This window comes from Dermacoccus sp. UBA1591 (genome assembly GCF_002322065.1).
Lineage (GTDB): Bacteria > Actinomycetota > Actinomycetes > Actinomycetales > Dermatophilaceae > Dermacoccus > Dermacoccus nishinomiyaensis.
Map to the genome: position 1 here is coordinate 1 of NZ_DCNR01000012.1, position 18609 is coordinate 18609.

An 18609-nucleotide genomic window follows, 5' to 3' on the forward strand; every position below is an offset into this window, starting at 1 on the left:
GTCGTCGCTGGCCGTGGGTCGCCGCAGCCGCGACGGCGATCGCCGTCGGCGGCCTCGCGCTCGCCCTGACGGTGGGGCCGCTGACGTCGACCGACATCCCCGAGGTAAACGCTCGACCTCAGGGTGAGGCCATTTCGACCCTCCGTTCCGCCGGATTCGACACGCGCGTCACGCTGGCTGATTCCGACTCTGTCCCGGCTGGCCGCGTCATCTCGACCTCACCCGAGCAGGGCTCGAGCCATCGTCGCGGCACCGACGTCACCCTCGTCGTGAGCAACGGACCGAAGATGGTCGACGTCCCCGCCGTGGCCGGCCTGCAGCGCGACAAGGCTGAAGCCAAACTCAAGAGTGAGGGTTTTGGCCACGTGACGCACACCGAACGGCACGACGTCCGTGAGGCGGGAACGGTACTGTCGGTCTCTCCCGGGGCGGGCGCCCACATCCGTCACGACACCACCGTCACCCTCGTCGTCAGCTCGGGGCCGGAGGAGTTCCACCTGCCCGACGTGGCGAAGCAGACGCAGGAGAACGCGACAACGGCACTGCAGGAGCGCGGCCTGACGGTCACGACGCGCGAGGAGTTCTCCCCCGACGTCCCTCCCGGCTCGGTCATCGGCACCGACCCGACGAGTGGAACCCAGGTGAAGACGGGTGACACGATCACGCTGCGCGTCTCGAAGGGCGTCGAGATGGCCGACGTGCCCGACGTCACCGGAATGAAGGCAGCCGAGGCCCGTTCTCGCCTCGAGGACGCGGGCTTCCACGTCGACGGGGCGTCCTGGCTCGACGAGCTGCTCAGCTCCACCGTCAGCTCGCAGACGCCGTCGGGCGGCTCGCGCACCCCCAAGGGGAGCAGCGTCACCCTGAGCTTCTGACGGCGCACCGTCGGAACATACGACGATGCACGCCCACCATGAGGCGAGCGGGCATCGTCGTCAGTTCGACACGGACGTCACTGCGCGCGAGCGCTCAGCATCTCCGCGACGAGGTAGGCCAGTTCGAGGCTCTGCTGGTGGTTGAGACGCGGGTCGCAGGCCGACTCGTACCGGCTCTCCAGATCCTCGTCACGCACCTCGACGCTGCCGCCGAGGCACTCGGTCACGTCGTTGCCCGTCAGCTCGACGTGCAGGCCACCCGGGACGGTGCCCGCCGCCTCGTGCACCTCGAAGAAGCCGCGCACCTCGTCGACGATGTCGTCGAGACGACGCGTCTTGAAACCGCTCGCGGATTCGAACGTGTTGCCGTGCATCGGGTCGGTGATCCACACCGGCGCCGCGCCCTCGGCCTTGAGTCGCGCGACGATGGGCGGCAGCGCCTCACGGATCGTGCCCGCGCCCATGCGCGTGATGAACGTCAGACGGCCCGGCTCACGCTCGGGGTCGATCTTGTCGATGATACGCAGCAGGTCGTCCGGGTCGGCCTTCGGCCCGACCTTCATGCCCACCGGGTTCGACACGCGGGAGACGAAGTCGATGTGCGCACCGTCGATCTCGCGCGTGCGCTCACCGACCCACAGCATGTGCCCGGACGTCGCGTACGGGCGGCCCGAACGCGAGTCGACGCGCGTCAGCGGACGCTCGTAGTCGAGCAGCAGCGCCTCGTGGCTCGAGAAGAAGTCGACGGCGCGCAGGGCGTCGAAGTCGACCCCGCAGGCGGCCATGAACCGCATCGCGCGGTCGATGTCCTTCGCCGTCTTCTCGTAGCGCGCGTTCGCGGCGTTGGCGATGAAGCCCTTGTTCCAGTCGTGGACGTTGCGCAGGTCGGCGAAACCGCCCTGGGTGAACGCGCGCACGAGGTTGAGCGTCGCCGCACTCGTGTTGTAGGCCTGCAGCAGTCGCTCGGGGTCGGGGCGACGCGCCTCGGGCGTGAACGCGAAATCGTTGACCATGTCACCGCGGTAGGCCGGCAGAGTGACGTCGCCGCGCGTCTCGGTGTCCTTCGAGCGCGGCTTGGCGAACTGCCCGGCGATGCGGCCGAGCTTCACGACGGGCGTGCTCGCGCCGTACGTCAGCACCGCAGCCATCTGCAGGATCGTCTTGACGCGGTCACGGATGTTGTCGGCCGTCGCCGAGGCGAACATCTCTGCGCAGTCACCGCCCTGCAGGACGAACGCCTCACCCCGCGACGCCGCCGCGAGGCGGGTGCGCAGATCGTCGCACTCGCCCGCGAAGACGAGCGGCGGATAGGTGGCCAACGTCTCGCGCACGCGCTCCAACGAACCGTCATCCGGCCATGACGGCTGCTGCTTGGCAGGCAACTGCGGCCACTCGAGACCCACAGGACGCGTGGGCACGGACGGGGTGTTATGCGTTTCGGGCGTGGTACTCACCCGAGCGAGCCTAGGCGCCGAACCACGATGGCGCACATCGGCCCTGACTGTGAGACATCACGGGCGACGTGCGAGCCGGACTCGGGGCGGCGATGCCAGGTCGACGCCCCGGCCCGAGAGCCCGGGGCGATGCCCGGTACAGCGTCGGCGATCGTCAGCCGCCGGCGTCGCGAGCGCCGTGCGCGTCGCCGTCGGTCGTGATGGATTCGACGCGCTCGGCAGATTCGACACGCTCGACGGACACGGACGTCTCGCCTTCATCGATCGTGACGGCGTCATGAGCCGGGGCGTCACGAGCGGCGTCGTGGACCGCGATGTCCTCGACGTCGGCCGTGACGTCGGCTGCCTCGCCGGCGGGCGCGTCGTTGCTCTTGATGTCCTTGCCGTCCTTGTCCGAGCCCTTGCGCGGCAGGCGGGCGGCAGCGTCTTCGAGGGCCGCGGTGGCGCTGCCCTGGATCTCCTTGGCCACCTGCACGGCGCCCTCACCGAGGGAGCGGGCACGCTCGCCGACCGACTTCTTGCGCGACGCGGCGTACTCATCAACGTACTCCTGGCCGGACAGCAGCATCAGTTCATACATGATCTCGTCGGTGATGGAGCGCAGCACGAAACGGTCGGAGCCCATGCCGTCGAAACGCGAGAAGTCGAGCGGCGCGCCGAAGCGCACGTGCGGCTGCGCGTAACGGCCGAACTTCTCGCCGGGAGGTGCGACGGTGTCGGTGTCCATGACGGCGACCGGGATGACGGGCACGCCACTCTCGAGCGCGAGACGCGCGATACCGGTCTTGCCCTTGTAGAGACGGCCGTCGGGCGAGCGCGTGCCCTCGGGGAAGATGCCGAACAGCTCACCGGCGGCGAGGATGCGCTTGCCGGTCGCGAGCGCACCGGCCGCGGCGGAACCGCTCGTGCGATCGATGGGCACCTGACCCGTGCCGGAGAAGAAGCCCTTCTGCAGGCGCCCCTTGACGCCGGGCGTCGTGAAGTACTCCGACTTCGCGACGAACGTGACGCGGCGTTCGACGACGAGCGGGACGAACAGCCAGTCCGAATAGGAGAGGTGGTTGATCGCCAGGATCGCCGGGCCGGCGTCGGGAATGTGCTCGAGGCCCTCGACCGTCGGGCGGAAGACCGTTCGAAGCGCAGGCCCGACGAGAACCCTCTTGAGAAGCCAGTAGAGCACGGGAAGTCTTCCTCTCGGGGTGCAGGACGGCTTCACTCTACTGGGTCACACCGGCCTGCACATGCCGCCACGGCGACGCAGCGTGCCAGGATGAGCACATGCGAACCCGGCCCCGCACCTGCCCACCGACGTCCGCGCCCGGGCGGGCCACCTCGCGCATCGGCGAGGCGCTGCGATGAGCACCGAGCCCCGCGACCGCGACTGGGACGCCGAGTTCGCCCAGATCACCCGGCATCTCGACCTCGACGCAGCGTCGGAATCCGCGACGCGCCGCGGCGCCCACCGGGATCTCTTCGAGCCCACATCCGACGAGACCACGCCCATGACGCCCGCCTCGCCGGCCCCGGCCGACGACGGTCCTGTACCCGGCTTCCGGCCGCAGTGGCGCATGCCGGACGAGCAGCCATGGGTGATGACGCCGCCGCCTCACGGGCAGGCTGGGAGCGCTGCAGGTCAACACGACCACGACGATCTCGATGACCTGGACGAGGAACCCTTCGTCCCGCCTGAGCCCGCACCGTTCGAGACCGGTGACCCGGCGAGCGTCATCATGCTCGCCTGCTTCGTCCTCGGGCCGGTGTGGCTGCTCTACCTCACCCTGTTCGATCGTGAGGCGGCCACGCTGTGGTGGCTCGTCGCGGCGGGGCTGCTCGTCGGCGGCTTCGCCCTCGCCGTCGCGAGGCAGCCGAAGAACCGCGACGAGCACGACGATGACGACGACGGCGCCCGCGTCTGAGCCTCTGCGACTGCCGGCCCGAGCGGCCTCGTCCGATCCCCCGGGCCCTCCCAGCGGACGTCAGTCGGTCGTCAGTGCGACGTCACCGTGACGTCGACGACGAGCGGGCGGTGATCGGTCGCGACCGTCATGTCGTGCTCCACGGCGCTCATGTCGACCGTCTCCAGCGTCAGCGACGGCGAGGCGTAGACAAAGTCGATGCGCTTGTGCGGTTCGGCGGCGTTGAACGTGTTGATGCGCGGCCCTGCGTCGACGAGCCCGTGTGCCTTGAACTCCCGCCCCGCGGGCCCGTTCTCGAGCTCGTTGAAGTCGCCGGCGATCGCCCACGGCACGTCGCCCGGCAGGTTCGGGTCGGCGATGAGCTCACGCGCGTGCCCGGCGCGCATCGAGCTGTAGAGCGACAGATGCGTGCTGATCGCGAGCCACTTCGCCTCGCCGGGCAGGCACACCTCGGCCCATGCGTAACCGCGCGGCTCTTGCGGACGCGGCACGGTGTAGAGGCCGTGGCCGCTCGCGGCGACGTCGAGGCGCGGCGCCGTCACGATCGCGGTGCTCATGCGGTGACGGTTGCCTCCGCCCCACACGAGCCCGACGGATTCGGCGAACTCGGCGATGCGATGGTCGGAGAACGGATGGCGCGGCATCTCCTGCAGGCACAGCACGTCGGGCGCGGCGTGCCGGATGACGCGCAGCAGGGCCGCACGGTCGTCCTTGAGGCCGCGCACGTTGTACGACATGAGACGGGTGGTCATGCGATGTCCTCCTCGACGGCGCTGCGCGCCAGGTCGGCCGCGCCGATGAGCCCGGCCTCGTTGCCGAGCTGCGCCTGCACGATTCGTGCCTCCGGGCGGTACCCGCGCCCCGGCAGCTGCTTGCGGAAGGCCTCGCGCGCCGGCGTCAACAGCATCTCGCCGGCTGCCGACACGCCGCCGCCGATGACGAACGCGCCCGGGTCGAACGCACTCGCGAGGTTCGCGAGGCCGGTGCCGAGCCACGAACCGATCTCGGCGAGCAGTTCGGCCGCCGTCGCGTCCCCTGCAGCCGCGGCCTGGGTGATCATGGGCCCGGTCAGCTTCGTCAGGTCGCCGCCGATCTCGGCCTCGATGTCGTGCGCCATCGGCGACTGCGCCGCGAGCAGCGAGCGCGCCTCGCGCACGAGCGCGTTACCGCTGGCGTACTGCTCCCAGCAGCCGCGGTTGCCGCACTCACAACGGATGCCGCCGGGCACGACCTGCATGTGGCCGAACTCGCCCGCGATGCCGTACCGGCCGCGCTGCATCACCCCGTCGACGAGGATCGCGCCGCCGATGCCGGTGCCGAGGTTGACCATGATGACGTGGCTCTCCCCCGCCACCGCGCCGAAACGCCACTCCGCCCAGCACGCGGTGTTGGCGTCGTTGTCGACGAAGACGGGGAACGCGCAACGGGCGCGCAGGTTCTCGCGCAACGGCTCGTTGCGCCACGACAGATGCGGCGCGAAGACGACGGTCGAGCGGTCGGCGCCGACGAATCCCGCCGCGCCGATGCCGATGGCGCTGACCTCGCCGAGGTCGTCGCGTTCGGCGGCATCCTGCAGTTCATCGACGACGCTGACGAGTAGGTCCTCGACGACGGCGGCCTTCGTCGAGCGGTGCGGCGTGTCGCGGCGAGCGCGCGCGATGACGGTGCCGCGCTCGTCGACGAGGCCGCCCGCGACCTTCGTGCCGCCGATGTCGATTCCGATGGCGAGACTCATGCACGCCCCCTCTCTGCGAGCGCTGCGGCGCCGATGACGCCGGCGTCGTTGCCCAGTTGTGCGACGACGAAACGCGGCGACGGACGGTGCCCGCCGCCCGTCAGCTCGTCGGCGAAGTGGATGCGAGCCGATTCGAGGACGAGGTCGCCCGCCTCCGCGAGCCCCCCGCCGATGACGAAAACGGCCGGGTCGAGCACGGCCGCGAGTGACGCGCAGCCCTCGCCGACCCAACGGCCGATCTTGCTCAGCAGCGCCAGGGCTGCCGCGTCGCCCTCTTGTGCCGCTGCCGTGACGTGCGCGCCGCGCAACGCCTCCGGATCGCCCGCGCAGGCTTCGCGAAGCCGCGCGGCCTCGGTCGCGCCCGAAGCAACGAGCTCGCGCGCCTCACGCACGAGCGCGGACCCGGAGGCGTACACCTCGAAACAACCACGATTGCCGCAACCGCACAGGTGACCGCCCGGCACGACACGCATGTGCCCGATCTCGGCGGCGATGCCGTGGCTGCCGCGCATGAGTTCGCCGTCGAGGACGATGCCGCCGCCGACACCGGTGCCCAGCGTCACCATGACCATGTCGTCGACGTCCGCGCCGCCACCGTGGAGGAACTCGCCGTAGGCGGCCGCGTTCGCGTCGTTCTCGATGACGACGGCGTGCCCCGTCGCTTCTTCGAGGCGTGCGCGCAGCGGCTCGTGCCGCCAGGCGATGTTGGGGGCGAACAGGACGTTCGCGCCCTGCTTGTCAATGTATCCGGCGCACGCGACCCCCACCTTGGGCGCCTCGACGCCCTCGGCACGCGCCGCGGCGCCCAGCTCGTCGATGAGTTCGACGGTGGCGGCCACGATGGCGTCGGGCTCCTGCGCGGGCGTGTCGCGGCGCGCGCGGCGCACGATGGTGCCGCCGGAGTCGACGAGGCCCCCGGCGATCTTCGTTCCACCGATGTCGATGCCGATGCTGAGTGTCACGCTCGTTCCTCACTGCTCGCGGACGGCGACGGCGCATGGGCCGTCACGATCATCCTGACGGGGCGGGGCGCCGAGCCCAAATCGGGTGGCGCCCCGGTGGCGGGGCCGTACATGCGGCGCCTCAGGCGGTGGCGTTCGCCCCACCGTGATCGAGATCCGGCGCCTCGGCGTGCGCCTTCAACGCATCGAGGGCCGCGGTGATGATCTGCGTCTCGACCTTCCGGCGCAACGCCGTGTGCAGCGGAAAGCCGGGCCGTGCGTGCAGGGCATACGCGACGTCGGTGGCGTCGCCGTCAGCACGCAGGTCGTAGTGGCCTTGCATCGCCTCGATGTGCTGCGCCTCGACGAGTTGCCACGCCACCCGTGCGCGGTCGGCGCGACGAGCCACCGTGTACGCGAGCGTCACGACGTCCTTGAACGGGCCGGAGGCGAACGTCAGCTGTGCCTGGTCGACGTCGCCGGAGGGCGTTCGACTCAGCACGACGGCTCGCGCGACGTCCTTCGACCACTGCGGGTAGGCCGGCAGGTCGAGCACCACGTCGAGCACCCGAGCGCAGCTCGCCTCGATCCGGATGCGGCCCTCGCTGAGGGCGTCGCTGTTCGTCGTCATGACACCGAGGGTATGCGCCGAGCGGCGGCAGGGTCGTAAGGTACGCATGACGACGGGCCTCACCGACCGCCGCCACCGACCCAGTACCGACCCAGCGAGGATCCGCAATGCGTGAAGTGAGCACGAAGCTGCTCGTGCCGTTCGACGAGGAGCTCGCGCTTCCGCACATCGTGGTGCGCAACGCGTCCGAGGATCCGCGAGGCATCGGTTACGCCCGGCGTGAGGGCGCGACGTGGGCCGGGGTGACACACGAGGAATTCCTCGCGCAGGTCGAGACGCTCGCCAAGGGGTTCATGGCGGCGGGCGTCGAAGCGGGTGACCGCGTCGCGCTCATGAGCACGACCCGCTACGAGTGGACGCTCACCGACCTCGCGCTGCTGACGTGCGGCGCTGTCGTCGTGCCGATCTACGAGACGTCCTCGAGCGACCAGGTCGCCTGGATCCTCGCCGATTCCGAGGCCGTCGCCGTCGTCGTCGAGAACCAGGAGATGGCGCTCACCGTCTCGCAGGTACGCGAGCGCTGCCCCCATCTGCGCGACGTCTGGCAGATCGACGCCGGCCACCTCGACGAACTGCTCGAGGGTGCCCCGGAGGTCAGTGACGCGCAGATGCGTGCGCGCCGCGACGCCGTCGACGCCGACCACGTCGCAACGATCATCTACACCTCGGGCACGACCGGCCTGCCGAAGGGATGCGTGCTGACGCACGGCAACTTCGTGTCGTTGTCGCAGAACTGCCTCGCGCTGATGGACGACCTCGTCAACGGCGGTGAGGAGAACAACGGCACCCTGCTGTTCCTGCCGCTCGCCCACGTCTTCGCCCGCCTCATCCAGTTCGTCGCGATCGCCTCACGCACACGCCTCGCCCACACGACGATCGGGACGCTCGTCGACGACCTCGGCACGTACGCGCCGTCGTACCTGCTCGGCGTGCCGCGCGTGTTCGAGAAGGTCTACAACTCCGCCGAGCAGCGCGCGCAGGGCGACGGCCGCGGCAAGATCTTCGCCGCCGCCGCCGACACCGCGATCGCCTACAGCGAGGCGACGAACGCCGGACGCCGCGCGCCGCTCACCCTGCGCGTCAAGCACACCGTGTTCGATCGACTGGTCTACGCGAAGCTGCGCTCGGCGTTCGGCGGTCATCTGCGCTACTCCATCTCCGGGGGCGCTCCCCTGTCGGCCCGGTTGGCGCACTTCTACAACGGCATCGGCCTGCCCGTTCTCGAGGGATACGGACTCACCGAGACGACGGCTCCCGCCTGCGTCAACCCGCCGAAGGCGCTGCGCATCGGCACCGTCGGCCCCGCCTGCCCCGGCGTCGGCCTGCGGATCGACGACGACGGCGAGATCCTCGTCAAGGGCATCAACGTCTTCCGCGAGTACTTGCACAACCCCGAGGCCACCGACGAGGCGAAGATCGACGGCTGGTTCCGCACCGGCGACCTCGGTGAACTGGACGCCGACGGCTACCTGTCGATCACGGGGCGCAAGAAGGACATCCTCGTGACGGCGGGCGGCAAGAACGTCAGCCCCGCCAAGCTGGAGGATTCCCTGCGCTCGCACCCCCTCATCGCAGAAGCCGTCGTCGTGGGCGACGCCAAACCGTTCATCGCGGCGCTGCTGTGCCTCGACGAGGAGATGCTGCCCGGCTGGGCGAGCGCGCACGGCATCACCGACCTGGACCCCGCAGACGCAGCACAGGATCAGCGGGTACTCGACGAACTGCAGAAGGCCGTCGACCAGGCCAACACCCTCGTCTCCCGCGCCGAGTCGATCCGCGCCTTCCGGGTGCTGACCACGCCTCTGACTCAGGAATCCGGGCACCTGACGCCGTCGCTCAAGGTCAAGCGCAACGTCGTGCTCGACGACTACGCCGACGTCATCGACTCGATCTACTCCTCTCCCCGCACCTGAGACAGCTCACGCCGCCTCGTCGCCGTCGTCACCCCTCACCGGAGCCGACCTGACAGCCAGGTGGTGAAGCTCTCTCGACCCGCGACGAGTGGCGCCGCGCCTGCGGTCGCGTCACGCGGTCGGGCGCGCACTAGGGCGACGACCCGTGCGGTGCCTGCACCATCGGCGAGATACGTGACGTAGGCGTGCGCCCATTCGTATCCGAGCTCGGTGCCCACCTGCTCCTGCGGGGGCGGTGAATCCCCGATCTTCTTCTGCGGCGCCGCTTGGGCGAGCGTCGGCCAGCGGCTGCGTTCAGGCACCGACACGAGAGGTGCGGCCGTCCACTCGGCGGCTCCCTCCTTCAGCCACCACTGCGTCGCGTCCGCGCCGAACTGCCCGAGCCACAGATGCGTCAGCTCGTGCGCGAGAACGACCCGGCGGCCGCCCTCCGTCAGCGACGAGGCGACAGAGGGCGCGAGGAACACACCCTGCCTCGTGGTGACGCCCGCGGTGTCGGCGTCCAACCCGTCGGCACTCGCCGCGAACTCCGCGTCGTCCCGGCAGAGCGTCACCCGCAGATCACCTTCGAGACCCGCCGGCCGCGTGGTGCCCCACACCTCAGCGATCCGGTGCGCGGCCGCCTCGACGCGCGCGCGCCACTGCGCCGAGGCATCGTCCCCGGCCCCTGATGGCGAGGACGCGCCTTCGTCGAGCGCGTTCGGCAACCGCAGCACCACGCGCCCGAGGACGGTGTCGATCGTGAGGCTGGAGACCCCGCCATCGGTTCCGCCACTTGCCTCGGCTGACGACGACGTGCCCCCGGGTCGGCGCTCGCACCCTGCGAGCCCCAGGATCGCCCCCGCGGGCGCGATGACGCCTCCCAGGACGAAGTGGCGTCTCGACAGCATGGCGCAAGCGTAGGAGGTTCTCACACGGCGGCGCGCAGACCGGCGAACGGAGCGCTCTCCAGCAGCGCTGACGCCGCGTCCTCATCACCGACGAGACCGGCGCTGCAGAGCATGTCGAGAACACGGTGGTCCTCCTCCTCCCAGACGGGGCCGCTGGTGACGGCGGGCATGTCCAGGAACGTCTTCATGACGCACGTGTCGCACGCACGACCTCGTGCCGGGCACGAATCACAGGTGATGAGCATGACGCCTCCTCGAAGCGCTGATCGGTCGATTCCCCAACGGGTCTCGATGTGTTTCGCACGCTAGGTTCGAGCACCGACAACCCCGCCGTCCCGGGCGATTCGGGGGTCATCGACACGTTCGTCGCGGTCGAAGATCGCCCGCGTCCGACCTCCGCGACCGCCCGTCGCGGCGCGCCTCGTCCCCGCCGCGCCGCCTGCCCGTCCCCACCCCCTTGAAAGGCACCGGCCACCGCCTCATCCGGGGGTTGTCACCACCGCCGTCTAGCGTTCGCGACATGGTGACGAACACGCAGACGAATCCGACCGCGGTGCAGGGCTGCCTCGACGATCTCGGCACCCCGTTGCACGACGTCACCTTCGTCATCGTCGACCTCGAGACCGCCTAGGGTCGCCCGGGCGCGCAGGGCATCACGGAGATCGGCGCCGTCAAGGTCCGTGGCGGCGAGGTGCTCGGCGAGTTCGCCACCCTCGTCGACCCCGGCTGCGCGATCCCACCGCAGATCCAGCGGCTCACCGGCATCACGACGGCGATGGTGCACGACGCGCCGAAGCTGGCATCGGTGCTGCCCGCATTCTTCGAGTTCCTCGGGCCCGACGCCGTCCTCGTCGCCCACAACGCACCCTTCGACGTCGGCTTCCTCACGGCGGCCGCACGGGATCTCGAGGTCCCGTGGCCCGCTCCTGCGGTCGTCGACACGGTCAAGCTCGCCCGCGCCCTCGTGCCGCGCGACGAGGTCCGCAATCACCGCCTCGGCACGCTCGCGGCCCACTTCGGCGCAAGTGTCAACCCGAATCACCGCGCCCTCGCTGACGCCCAGGCCACCGTCGACGTCCTGCACGCCCTGCTCTCGCGAGCCGGCAGTCTCGGCGTCACCTCGCGTGAGGAACTGCTCTCCTTCAGCGCGAAGGTGCCGGCGGCGCGGCGCCGCAAGGCCACCCTGGCCGACGGCCTGCCCGCCGAGCCCGGCGTCTACGTCTTCGAGAACGAGGACGGAAAGCCGCTGTACGTCGGCACGTCCGGCAACCTCCGCACCCGCGTGCGTTCGTACTTCACCGCGTCGGAGAAGCGTCGCGAGATGGGGCTCATGGTCGATCTCGCCGCCCGCGTGACGCCCATCCCCTGCGCGACGGCGCTCGAGGCACACGTGCGTGAGATCCGGCTCATCGCCGAGCATCGGCCACGGTTCAACCGACGCTCGAGCCGGCCGGAGAAGATCGCATGGCTCAAGATCACCGACGAGAAGTTCCCGCGCCTGTCCGTCGTGCGCGAGCAGCGAGCCGACGAGGCGACGTACCTCGGCCCGTTCCGCACGATGGTCGCCGCGCGGCTCGCCCGCGATGCGGTGCACGACGTCCGCCGCATTCGCCAGTGCACCACGCCCATCCGCGCCAAGGGCGGCACGGCGTGCGTCCTGGCGGAGATGGATCGGTGCGATGCGCCCTGTATCGGAGGCATCACCCAGCGCGATTACCTCGACCTCGTGTCGAGGTTGAGGCAGGAACTGCTCAACGAGCCCGGGTCCATCGTCAATGACGTCGAGGCGCGCCTGGCCCGCCTCGCGGGGCAGGAACGCTTCGAGGAGGCCCGCGCTGGGCGCGACGCCCTCATCGAGCTCCTGCGTGGGCTCGACCGTCACCAGCGCCGGGCACCCATCGTCAACAATCCGCATCTCATGGCGGCACGGCCACGTCGGGGCGGCGGCTGGGAGTTCGCCGTCATCCGACACGGTCGGCTCGCGGCGAGCGGTGCCTCACGACCCGGTCAGGATCCACGGCTGACGATCGAGGCCTTGCGGGCGACGGCCGAGGCCGTCGCGACCCCGCCTGCACACCGTTCCGCAGCGCTTGAGGAGGAGACGGAGGTGCTCCTGCGCTGGATCGCGCGCGCAGGCACCCGCATCGTCGAGACGGACGCGCCGTGGGTCAGCCCGCGGGATGCCGCGACACGCTACCTCGACGATCTCGATCCCGTCGTCCGCCGCGCGCACGAAGCGGCAGCCGTCGAATCCGGCGTGCTCGCGCATCCCGGACAGGGGCGGGCGACGACCCGTCAGTCGTCGAGCCCCAGATCGAACCCCGCGTCGAGATCGCGTTGGGAGTAGGTGCGAAAGGCCAGGTGCGTGTCGGTCTCGAGCACGCCGTCGACCTTGTTGATGCTTCCGGAGATCACCTCGGCGAGTTGCTCGTACGCCGTGACGCGCACCATCGCGATGAGGTCGACGCCTCCGGTCACCGAGTAGACCTCCGTCACCCCGGGCACGTCGGCGACGTGCTGGGCCACCTCGGGGATGCGTGCGACGTCCGCCTTGATGAGGACGATGGCGGTGATCATCGGGTCTCCTTCATGAGGGGCTCGGAATCGGCGTCTACGGCACTCGAACCGTGGATCCAGACGTCGAGGGTGCGTTGCGCGGCGCTGGAATCGACGGCCTCGGCAGCGCGCGTCATGCCCGCACGGATGCCGGACGCGAGGTCGTCCGCGCCACCGAAGAGGCTGCCGCGCTCGTACTGGGCGACGAGTGCGAGAGCCGCGCCGGCGTTGAGCAGGACGGCGTCGCGCACGGGCCCGCGCTTCCCGGCGAGGACGTCACGGACGACCTGAGCGTTGAACGACGCGTCTCCGCCGCGCAGCGCCTCGATCGGGGCTGGCGACAGCCCGACCTGCTCGGGCGAGATGCTCTCTTCGATGACCTCGCCGTCGTGCACCCACCACAGGCTCGACGTCGTCGCCAGGGTGAGCTCGTCGAGGCCGTCGTCACCCCGGAAGACCGCCGCATCGGCGCCGCGTTGCGCGAAGACGCCAGCCATGACCGGTGCCATCCTACGGTTCGCGCAACCCACAGCAGCGATGGCTGGGCGCGCCGGATTGGTCAGGGGGCCGAGGAAGTTGAACGCGGTCGGGACGGCGAGCTCCCGCCGCGTCGCGGCGGCGTGCCGCATGGCGGGGTGGAAGCTCTGGGCGAACAGGAACGTCATCGGGGCATGCGTCACGTCTTGCTGCAGCTCGTCGACGTCCGCGCTCAGGTCGACCCCGAGCGCTTCGAGAACGTCAGCCGTCCCGGTCGAGCTCGAGCTGGCTCGGTTGCCGTGCTTGGCCACCTTGACCCCGGCACCGGCGCACACGAGCGCGGCCATCGTCGAGATGTTGACGGTGTGTGCCATGTCGCCGCCCGTGCCGACGATGTCGAGGGCCGGCACGTCGAGCCTGAACGGCCGGGCGTGCTCGACCATGACGTCGGCGAGCCCCCGCAGCTCCTCCACCGTCTCGCCCTTGCTGTGCAGTGCGACGAGGAACGCCGCGAGCGGAACGGGGGCGACCTCCCCGTTCATCACGGCCGTCATCGCGGCGTGGGTCTGCTCTGGCGTCAGGTCCTCCCCACGCATGAGCTGGGCCACGAGGCTCGGCCACTTCATGACGGATCTCCTTGCACGTCGTTCGTCGTACCACCACCCTAAGCGGCGCCGTGACCGTGCGACAGGCGCGTCCACCGACGTCCCGCGTCACCGTGCTAGGCGCTGACGTGCGGGGTTGCAACCGCGTCAACACACACAGGAAGAACACCCTTCAACACCCAGCGAGCACACAGAGCAGATAACGAATATGTGTCCAATTGGGGGGCCGCTGTCATGATCGCTGCCAGGGCAGGACATAATGTCCGGGTGGCGACCGCAACTACAGCTCAGACGAGCGAACACGGCATCCCCGCCGGGCACGCACCGGCGACCCGACCCAACCTGACTGCCGTAGGCACGATGGTGTGGCTCGGGAGCGAACTCATGTTCTTTGCCGGATTGTTCGCGATGTATTTCACGATCCGCTCCGTGGCAGGCGACCTGTGGCACGAACGCACGTCGCACCTGAACGTGACGCTGGCGGCCATCAACACGACGATCCTCGTGATCTCGTCCGTGTGGTGCCAGCTCGGCGTGTTCAAGGCGGAGCACGGCATCCCCCACCGCACGGGCAAGCTGCTCGAGGTCGGCAAGTGGGGAATGCGTGAGTGGTACTCCCTCACCTACCTGTTCGGCGCGATCTTCGTCTCCGGCCAGATCATGGAGTACGCCACGCTGCACGAGGAGGGCATCTCCCTCGACAGCGACGCCTACGGCTCGATGTTCTACATCACGACCGGCTTCCATGGCATCCACGTGACCTGTGGCCTTCTCGCGTTCCTGCTCATCATCGGACGCACGTTCACCTCGCGCACCTACAGCCACCACCAGGCCACGGGCGCGATCGTGACGTCCTACTACTGGCACTTCGTGGACGTCGTGTGGATCGCGTTGTTCGCTGCCATCTACCTCCTCAAGTGATGCGCGACACCACTAGCAGAACCCGAACCCTGACTCCCCCGACCGCCGACAGGATGTCCTTGTGAGCACTCTCGCCGCCCGCCGCCGACACCCGGCCTCCCTGTTCGTCGTCCTGCTGCTGGCCCTGGTCGTCACCGGTGGCCTGTACGCAGCCTTCGCGCCGAAGAGCGCCAAGGCCGAGACGACGTCCGCCAGTGACGTCAACGCTGGCAAGCAGCTGTTCCTCGCGAACTGCTCGACCTGCCACGGCACGAACGCCACCGGCACGTCCGCCGGCCCCTCCCTCGTGGGCGTCGGCGCTGCCGCCGTCGACTTCCAGGTGGGCACCGGCCGCATGCCGCTCGCCGCGCCAAACACGCAGGCGCAGCGCAACACGAAGCAGTTCAGCGACAAGGAGATCGCCCAGATGGCCGCCTACGTGGCCTCGCTCGGCACCGGTCCCAACGTCCCCGAGAAGCAGTACACGACCCCGGGTGGCAACTCGGCCAAGGGTGGCGAACTGTTCCGCGTCAACTGCGCCATGTGCCACAACTTCGCCGGCTCGGGTGGCGCGCTGACGCGAGGCAAGTACGCGCCGCCGCTGACGTCCGTCTCGGGCAAGCACATCTACGAGGCCATGCAGACGGGCCCGCAGTCCATGCCGGTGTTCAACGACACGAACCTGTCGCCGCAGGACAAGAAGGACATCATCACCTACCTCAAGGACATCGAGAAGCAGCCTGCGCAGGGTGGTCACACCCTGGGCAACCTCGGCCCGGTCTCCGAGGGTCTGTTCGTGTGGACGTTCGGCATCGGCCTGTGCATAGCGGTGGCTGTCTGGCTCGGACGTAAGGCAGCGTGATGAAATTCCCCCGCTTCGGCTCTGACTCGTCAGACAGGAAACGCAACGAAATGAATGAAACCGGCGCGCATGCGCTCCCCGGTGACGGCCACCCGGACAACGCTCCGGTGAGCCCGAACGACGGGCACATCGAGCGTTCGGGCGCACTACCCGAGCACTTCTCCGACCCGGGCCTGCCCCCGCACGTCCACCGTCTCGGTGACGAGGATCCGGCTGCGGCCAAGCGCTCCGAGCGCCAGGTCGCCATGCTGTTCCTGCTCTCGATGATCGCGACGATCGCGTTCGTCGTCTGCTACTTCGCGGTCGGCCGCGAGTCGATCATCTCGGTTCCTTTCATCGGCCCGATGAAGGCGCTGCACTTCGCTCTCGGCCTCACGATGGCGATCTCCATGCTGGGCATCGGCCTGGGTGCCATCCACTGGGCTAAGACGATCATGCCCGACGAAGAGGTCGTCGAGGAGCGGCACGAGCTCAAGTCCGACGACGAGGCCTGGGAAGCCGCCGCCAAGATCATGACGGGTGGCGCGGAGGCCGCGCAGCTGAAGCGTCGCCCGCTGCTCAAGTGGACGCTCGGTGGCGCTCTCGGTCTGTTCGCCGTCCCGGTGGCTCTTCCGCTGCTCGGTGGTCTCGGCCCCATGCCGAAGAACGACCTCGCGACGACGCTGTGGGACGAGAAGATCAACGGCCGCGGCCGCCGCCTCATGCGCGACCCCGAGGGCACCGCGATCCGCGCCTCGGACGTCACGCTGGGTTCGGTCTTCCACGTCCTGCCGGAGGGCATCAACACGACGGAGCACCCCCTCAACGAGAAGGCGAAGGCCTCCGTGCTGCTCGTGCGGCTCGACGAGGAGAAGATCAAGTCGGAGCGTCAGCGCAAGTGGGGTGTTGACGGCATCGTCGCCTACTCCAAGATCTGCACACACGTCGGCTGCCCCGTCGGCCTGTACGAACAGCAGACGCACCACCTGCTGTGCCCGTGCCACCAGTCCACGTTCGACATGACGGATGACTGCAAGGTCATCTTCGGCCCCGCCAAGCGTCCGCTGCCGCAGCTGAAGATCTCGGTCGACGACGAGGGCTACCTCGTTGCTGACCAGGGCTTCAAGCGCCCGGTCGGCCCGAGCTTCTGGGAAGACAACGGGAAGGAACTCAAGTCATGAGCACCGCTGCCTCTTCCGCGAGCGCAACGCACCCCACAACACAGCGTCAGGACCCGCAGGGCGGCCTGGCTGGCATGTCCAACTGGTTGGACGAGCGCACGGGCGGCGCCAAGGGCGTTCGCTTCCTCATGAAGAAGGTGTTCCCCGACCACTGGAGCTTCATGCTCGGTGAGGTCGCGCTGTACTCCTTCGTCATCCTCATGATCACCGGTACGTTCCTCACGTTCTGGTTCGTGCCGTCGCAGGGCGAGACGATCTACAACGGTCAGTACGTCCCGATGCAGGGCATCCAGATGTCGGAGGCCTACGCCTCCGCGATCGACATCTCGTTCGACATCCGTGGTGGGTTGCTGATCCGTCAGCTCCACCACTGGGCGGCGCTGCTGTTCATCGTGTCGATCATGATGCACATGTTCCGCGTGTTCTTCACGGGCGCGTTCCGCAAGCCCCGCGAGATCAACTGGGTCATCGGCACCCTGCTGTTCATGCTCGCGATCATCGAGGGCTTCATGGGCTACTCGCTCCCGGACGATCTGCTCTCGGGTACGGGTATCCGCGCCATGGAGGGCTTCATCCTTTCGGTCCCGATCGTCGGCACGTACATCTCGTACGCGCTGTTCGGTGGCGGCTTCCCCGGCGAGATGATCATCCCCCGCTTCTTCACGCTCCACATCCTCATCATCCCGGCGATTCTCGTCGCGTTGCTCGCCGCACACCTCATCCTGCTCGTCGTGCACAAGCACACCCAGTACCCCGGCCCGGGCCGCTCCGACAAGAACGTGGTCGGCTTCCCCCTCATGCCGGTGTACATGGCGAAGGCCGGTGGCTTCTTCTTCGTCGTGTTCGGTATCACGGCGCTGATCTCGGGTCTCATCACGATCAACCCGATCTGGATGTACGGACCGTACGAGCCGACGCAGGTGACGGCCGGTTCGCAGCCTGACTGGTACATGGGCTTCGCCGACGGTGCTCTCCGTCTGCTGCCCGGCGTGTTCGAGTTCCAGCTGTTCGGCCACACGTGGAGCATGAACATCTTCCCGGGTTCGATCGCCTTGCTGCCGTTGTTCTTCGGCGCCATCGCGGTCTACCCCTTCATCGAGGCCTGGGTCACGGGCGACAAGCGTGAGCACCATGTGCTCGACCGTCCGCGCAACGCTCCGACGCGCACGGCGATCGGCGTGGCGTTCGCGACGTTCTATGCGGTCCTCATGTTCGCGGCCGGCAACGACCTGATGGCGATCAAGCTGCACATGTCGATCAACGACATCACGTACTTCTTCCGCGTCATGGTCTTCCTCGGCCCGATCCTCGCCTACCTCGTGACGAAGCGCATCTGCCTCAGCCTGCAGCGTCGCGACCGCGACCTGGTGCTGCACGGGCGCGAGTCCGGACGCGTCATCCGCACGCCGGAGGGTCGATTCTTCGAGGCGCACGAGCCGCTCGACGAGTACACGCGTTGGCAGCTCGTGAGCTACGAGGCCGGTACTCCGAGCCAGATCGAGCTCGATGGTCTTTCGGGCAAGGAGCGGAGGAAGGCGAAGCGTCGCAACCGCTGGACCAACTTCTACTACAAGGACAGCATCGCCCCCGTCACTCCGGCCGAGCTCGAGGCAGCTCACCACCACGGTGACGACCACGCTCTCGAGGGCGCTCACTGAGTCGCCCGCGAGGATAACGCCGAAGGCCCCCGACAT

The 18609-nt window shown here is 68.9% G+C and carries 18 protein-coding genes; 8 read left to right on the forward strand and 10 right to left on the reverse strand.

The window, feature by feature from the left end:
- A partial coding sequence (locus tag B2284_RS01130) for a Stk1 family PASTA domain-containing Ser/Thr kinase (protein ID WP_286697093.1) occupies positions 1-875 on the forward strand: 875 nt, incomplete at its 5' end.
- Positions 876-952: 77 nt separating this feature from the next.
- Here B2284_RS01130 and B2284_RS01135 read toward each other — a convergent pair.
- On the reverse strand, positions 953-2293 hold the full coding sequence (locus B2284_RS01135) for a class II 3-deoxy-7-phosphoheptulonate synthase (protein ID WP_074045442.1): 1341 nt from the start codon (positions 2291-2293) through the stop codon (positions 953-955).
- A gap of 190 nt (positions 2294-2483) precedes the next feature.
- A complete protein-coding gene (locus B2284_RS01140) occupies positions 2484-3509 on the reverse strand; it encodes a lysophospholipid acyltransferase family protein (RefSeq protein WP_074045443.1) in 1026 nt (341 codons plus the stop codon).
- Positions 3510-3684: 175 nt separating this feature from the next.
- Here B2284_RS01140 and B2284_RS01145 point away from each other — a divergent pair, with 175 nt between their 5' ends.
- On the forward strand, positions 3685-4245 hold the full coding sequence (locus B2284_RS01145; RefSeq protein ID WP_136788331.1) for a hypothetical protein: 561 nt from the start codon (positions 3685-3687) through the stop codon (positions 4243-4245).
- 71 nt (positions 4246-4316) lie between these two features.
- Here B2284_RS01145 and B2284_RS01150 read toward each other — a convergent pair whose 3' ends face one another.
- The 4 genes from B2284_RS01150 to B2284_RS01165 form a co-directional block, all read right to left on the reverse strand.
- A complete protein-coding gene (locus B2284_RS01150; RefSeq protein ID WP_006946560.1) occupies positions 4317-4997 on the reverse strand; it encodes an endonuclease/exonuclease/phosphatase family protein in 681 nt (226 codons plus the stop codon).
- Positions 4994-5980, reverse strand: coding sequence for an ROK family glucokinase (locus tag B2284_RS01155; RefSeq protein ID WP_006946529.1), 987 nt, complete (start codon positions 5978-5980; stop codon positions 4994-4996). Before B2284_RS01155 ends, B2284_RS01150 begins: the two co-directional genes overlap by 4 nt.
- The gene (locus B2284_RS01160) at positions 5977-6942 is read right to left on the reverse strand and encodes an ROK family glucokinase (RefSeq protein ID WP_062258365.1); all 966 of its coding nucleotides are present in this window, start codon (positions 6940-6942) and stop codon (positions 5977-5979) included. The genes B2284_RS01155 and B2284_RS01160 overlap by 4 nt, the downstream gene beginning before the upstream one ends.
- 121 nt (positions 6943-7063) lie before the next feature.
- A complete protein-coding gene (locus tag B2284_RS01165; protein WP_006946556.1) occupies positions 7064-7552 on the reverse strand; it encodes an SRPBCC family protein in 489 nt (162 codons plus the stop codon).
- 107 nt (positions 7553-7659) lie between these two features.
- Between B2284_RS01165 and B2284_RS01170 the strand changes: the two genes are divergently transcribed.
- Complete coding sequence (locus tag B2284_RS01170) at positions 7660-9465, forward strand: AMP-dependent synthetase/ligase (protein ID WP_074045446.1); 1806 nt, start codon at positions 7660-7662, stop codon at positions 9463-9465.
- Positions 9466-9500: 35 nt separating this feature from the next.
- Here B2284_RS01170 and B2284_RS01175 read toward each other — a convergent pair whose 3' ends face one another.
- Positions 9501-10355: a hypothetical protein gene (locus tag B2284_RS01175; protein WP_006946609.1), complete on the reverse strand. Its 855-nt coding sequence runs from the start codon at positions 10353-10355 to the stop codon at positions 9501-9503.
- Between the two features lie 20 nt (positions 10356-10375).
- The gene (locus B2284_RS01180) at positions 10376-10543 is read right to left on the reverse strand and encodes a hypothetical protein (protein WP_006946593.1); all 168 of its coding nucleotides are present in this window, start codon (positions 10541-10543) and stop codon (positions 10376-10378) included.
- Positions 10544-11046: 503 nt separating this feature from the next.
- On the opposite strand from B2284_RS01180, the gene B2284_RS01185 reads away from it, so the two are divergent.
- Positions 11047-12702: a DEDD exonuclease domain-containing protein gene (locus tag B2284_RS01185; protein ID WP_240742484.1), complete on the forward strand. Its 1656-nt coding sequence runs from the start codon at positions 11047-11049 to the stop codon at positions 12700-12702.
- On the opposite strand, the gene B2284_RS01190 is transcribed toward B2284_RS01185, so the two are convergent.
- Positions 12651-12932 carry an Lrp/AsnC family transcriptional regulator gene (locus tag B2284_RS01190; protein WP_038567799.1) on the reverse strand — a complete coding sequence of 94 codons (282 nt, stop codon included), beginning with the start codon at positions 12930-12932 and terminating at the stop codon, positions 12651-12653. The two genes, B2284_RS01185 and B2284_RS01190, sit on opposite strands and share 52 nt — an antisense overlap.
- Positions 12929-14014, reverse strand: coding sequence for an anthranilate phosphoribosyltransferase (gene trpD, locus B2284_RS01195; RefSeq protein WP_006946543.1), 1086 nt, complete (start codon positions 14012-14014; stop codon positions 12929-12931). Before trpD ends, B2284_RS01190 begins: the two co-directional genes overlap by 4 nt.
- A gap of 246 nt (positions 14015-14260) precedes the next feature.
- Between trpD and ctaE the strand changes: the two genes are divergently transcribed.
- The 4 genes from ctaE to qcrB all read left to right on the forward strand — a co-directional run bounded on the left by ctaE (position 14261) and on the right by qcrB (position 18573).
- Positions 14261-14914: an aa3-type cytochrome oxidase subunit III gene (gene ctaE / locus B2284_RS01200; protein ID WP_006946553.1), complete on the forward strand. Its 654-nt coding sequence runs from the start codon at positions 14261-14263 to the stop codon at positions 14912-14914.
- Between the two features lie 61 nt (positions 14915-14975).
- Positions 14976-15755 carry a cytochrome bc1 complex diheme cytochrome c subunit gene (gene qcrC, locus B2284_RS01205; RefSeq protein ID WP_006946652.1) on the forward strand — a complete coding sequence of 260 codons (780 nt, stop codon included), beginning with the start codon at positions 14976-14978 and terminating at the stop codon, positions 15753-15755.
- Positions 15756-15805: 50 nt separating this feature from the next.
- Positions 15806-16915, forward strand: a complete 1110-nt coding sequence (gene qcrA, locus B2284_RS01210) for a cytochrome bc1 complex Rieske iron-sulfur subunit (protein ID WP_074045448.1) — start codon at positions 15806-15808, stop codon at positions 16913-16915.
- Positions 16912-18573 (forward strand): cytochrome bc1 complex cytochrome b subunit, encoded by a 1662-nt coding sequence (qcrB, locus tag B2284_RS01215; RefSeq protein WP_006946606.1) that lies wholly within the window; start codon positions 16912-16914, stop codon positions 18571-18573. Before qcrA ends, qcrB begins: the two co-directional genes overlap by 4 nt.
- Positions 18574-18609: the final 36 nt, after the last annotated feature.

Excerpts from the sequence above, each read along its gene's own strand:
- B2284_RS01155 (WP_006946529.1), bottom strand. The coding sequence starts at position 5,980 with ATGAGTCTCGCCATCGGAATCGACATCGGCGGCACGAAGGTCGCGGGC.
- B2284_RS01170 (WP_074045446.1), top strand. The coding sequence starts at position 7,660 with ATGCGTGAAGTGAGCACGAAGCTGCTCGTGCCGTTCGACGAGGAGCTC.
- B2284_RS01150 (WP_006946560.1), bottom strand. The coding sequence starts at position 4,997 with ATGACCACCCGTCTCATGTCGTACAACGTGCGCGGCCTCAAGGACGAC.
- B2284_RS01190 (WP_038567799.1), bottom strand. The coding sequence starts at position 12,932 with ATGATCACCGCCATCGTCCTCATCAAGGCGGACGTCGCACGCATCCCC.
- B2284_RS01165 (WP_006946556.1), bottom strand. The coding sequence starts at position 7,552 with ATGACGACGAACAGCGACGCCCTCAGCGAGGGCCGCATCCGGATCGAG.
- B2284_RS01180 (WP_006946593.1), bottom strand. The coding sequence starts at position 10,543 with ATGAAGACGTTCCTGGACATGCCCGCCGTCACCAGCGGCCCCGTCTGG.
- qcrB (WP_006946606.1), top strand. The coding sequence starts at position 16,912 with ATGAGCACCGCTGCCTCTTCCGCGAGCGCAACGCACCCCACAACACAG.
- qcrA (WP_074045448.1), top strand. The coding sequence starts at position 15,806 with ATGAATGAAACCGGCGCGCATGCGCTCCCCGGTGACGGCCACCCGGAC.
- B2284_RS01175 (WP_006946609.1), bottom strand. The coding sequence starts at position 10,355 with ATGCTGTCGAGACGCCACTTCGTCCTGGGAGGCGTCATCGCGCCCGCG.
- trpD (WP_006946543.1), bottom strand. The coding sequence starts at position 14,014 with ATGAAGTGGCCGAGCCTCGTGGCCCAGCTCATGCGTGGGGAGGACCTG.
- B2284_RS01145 (WP_136788331.1), top strand. The coding sequence starts at position 3,685 with ATGAGCACCGAGCCCCGCGACCGCGACTGGGACGCCGAGTTCGCCCAG.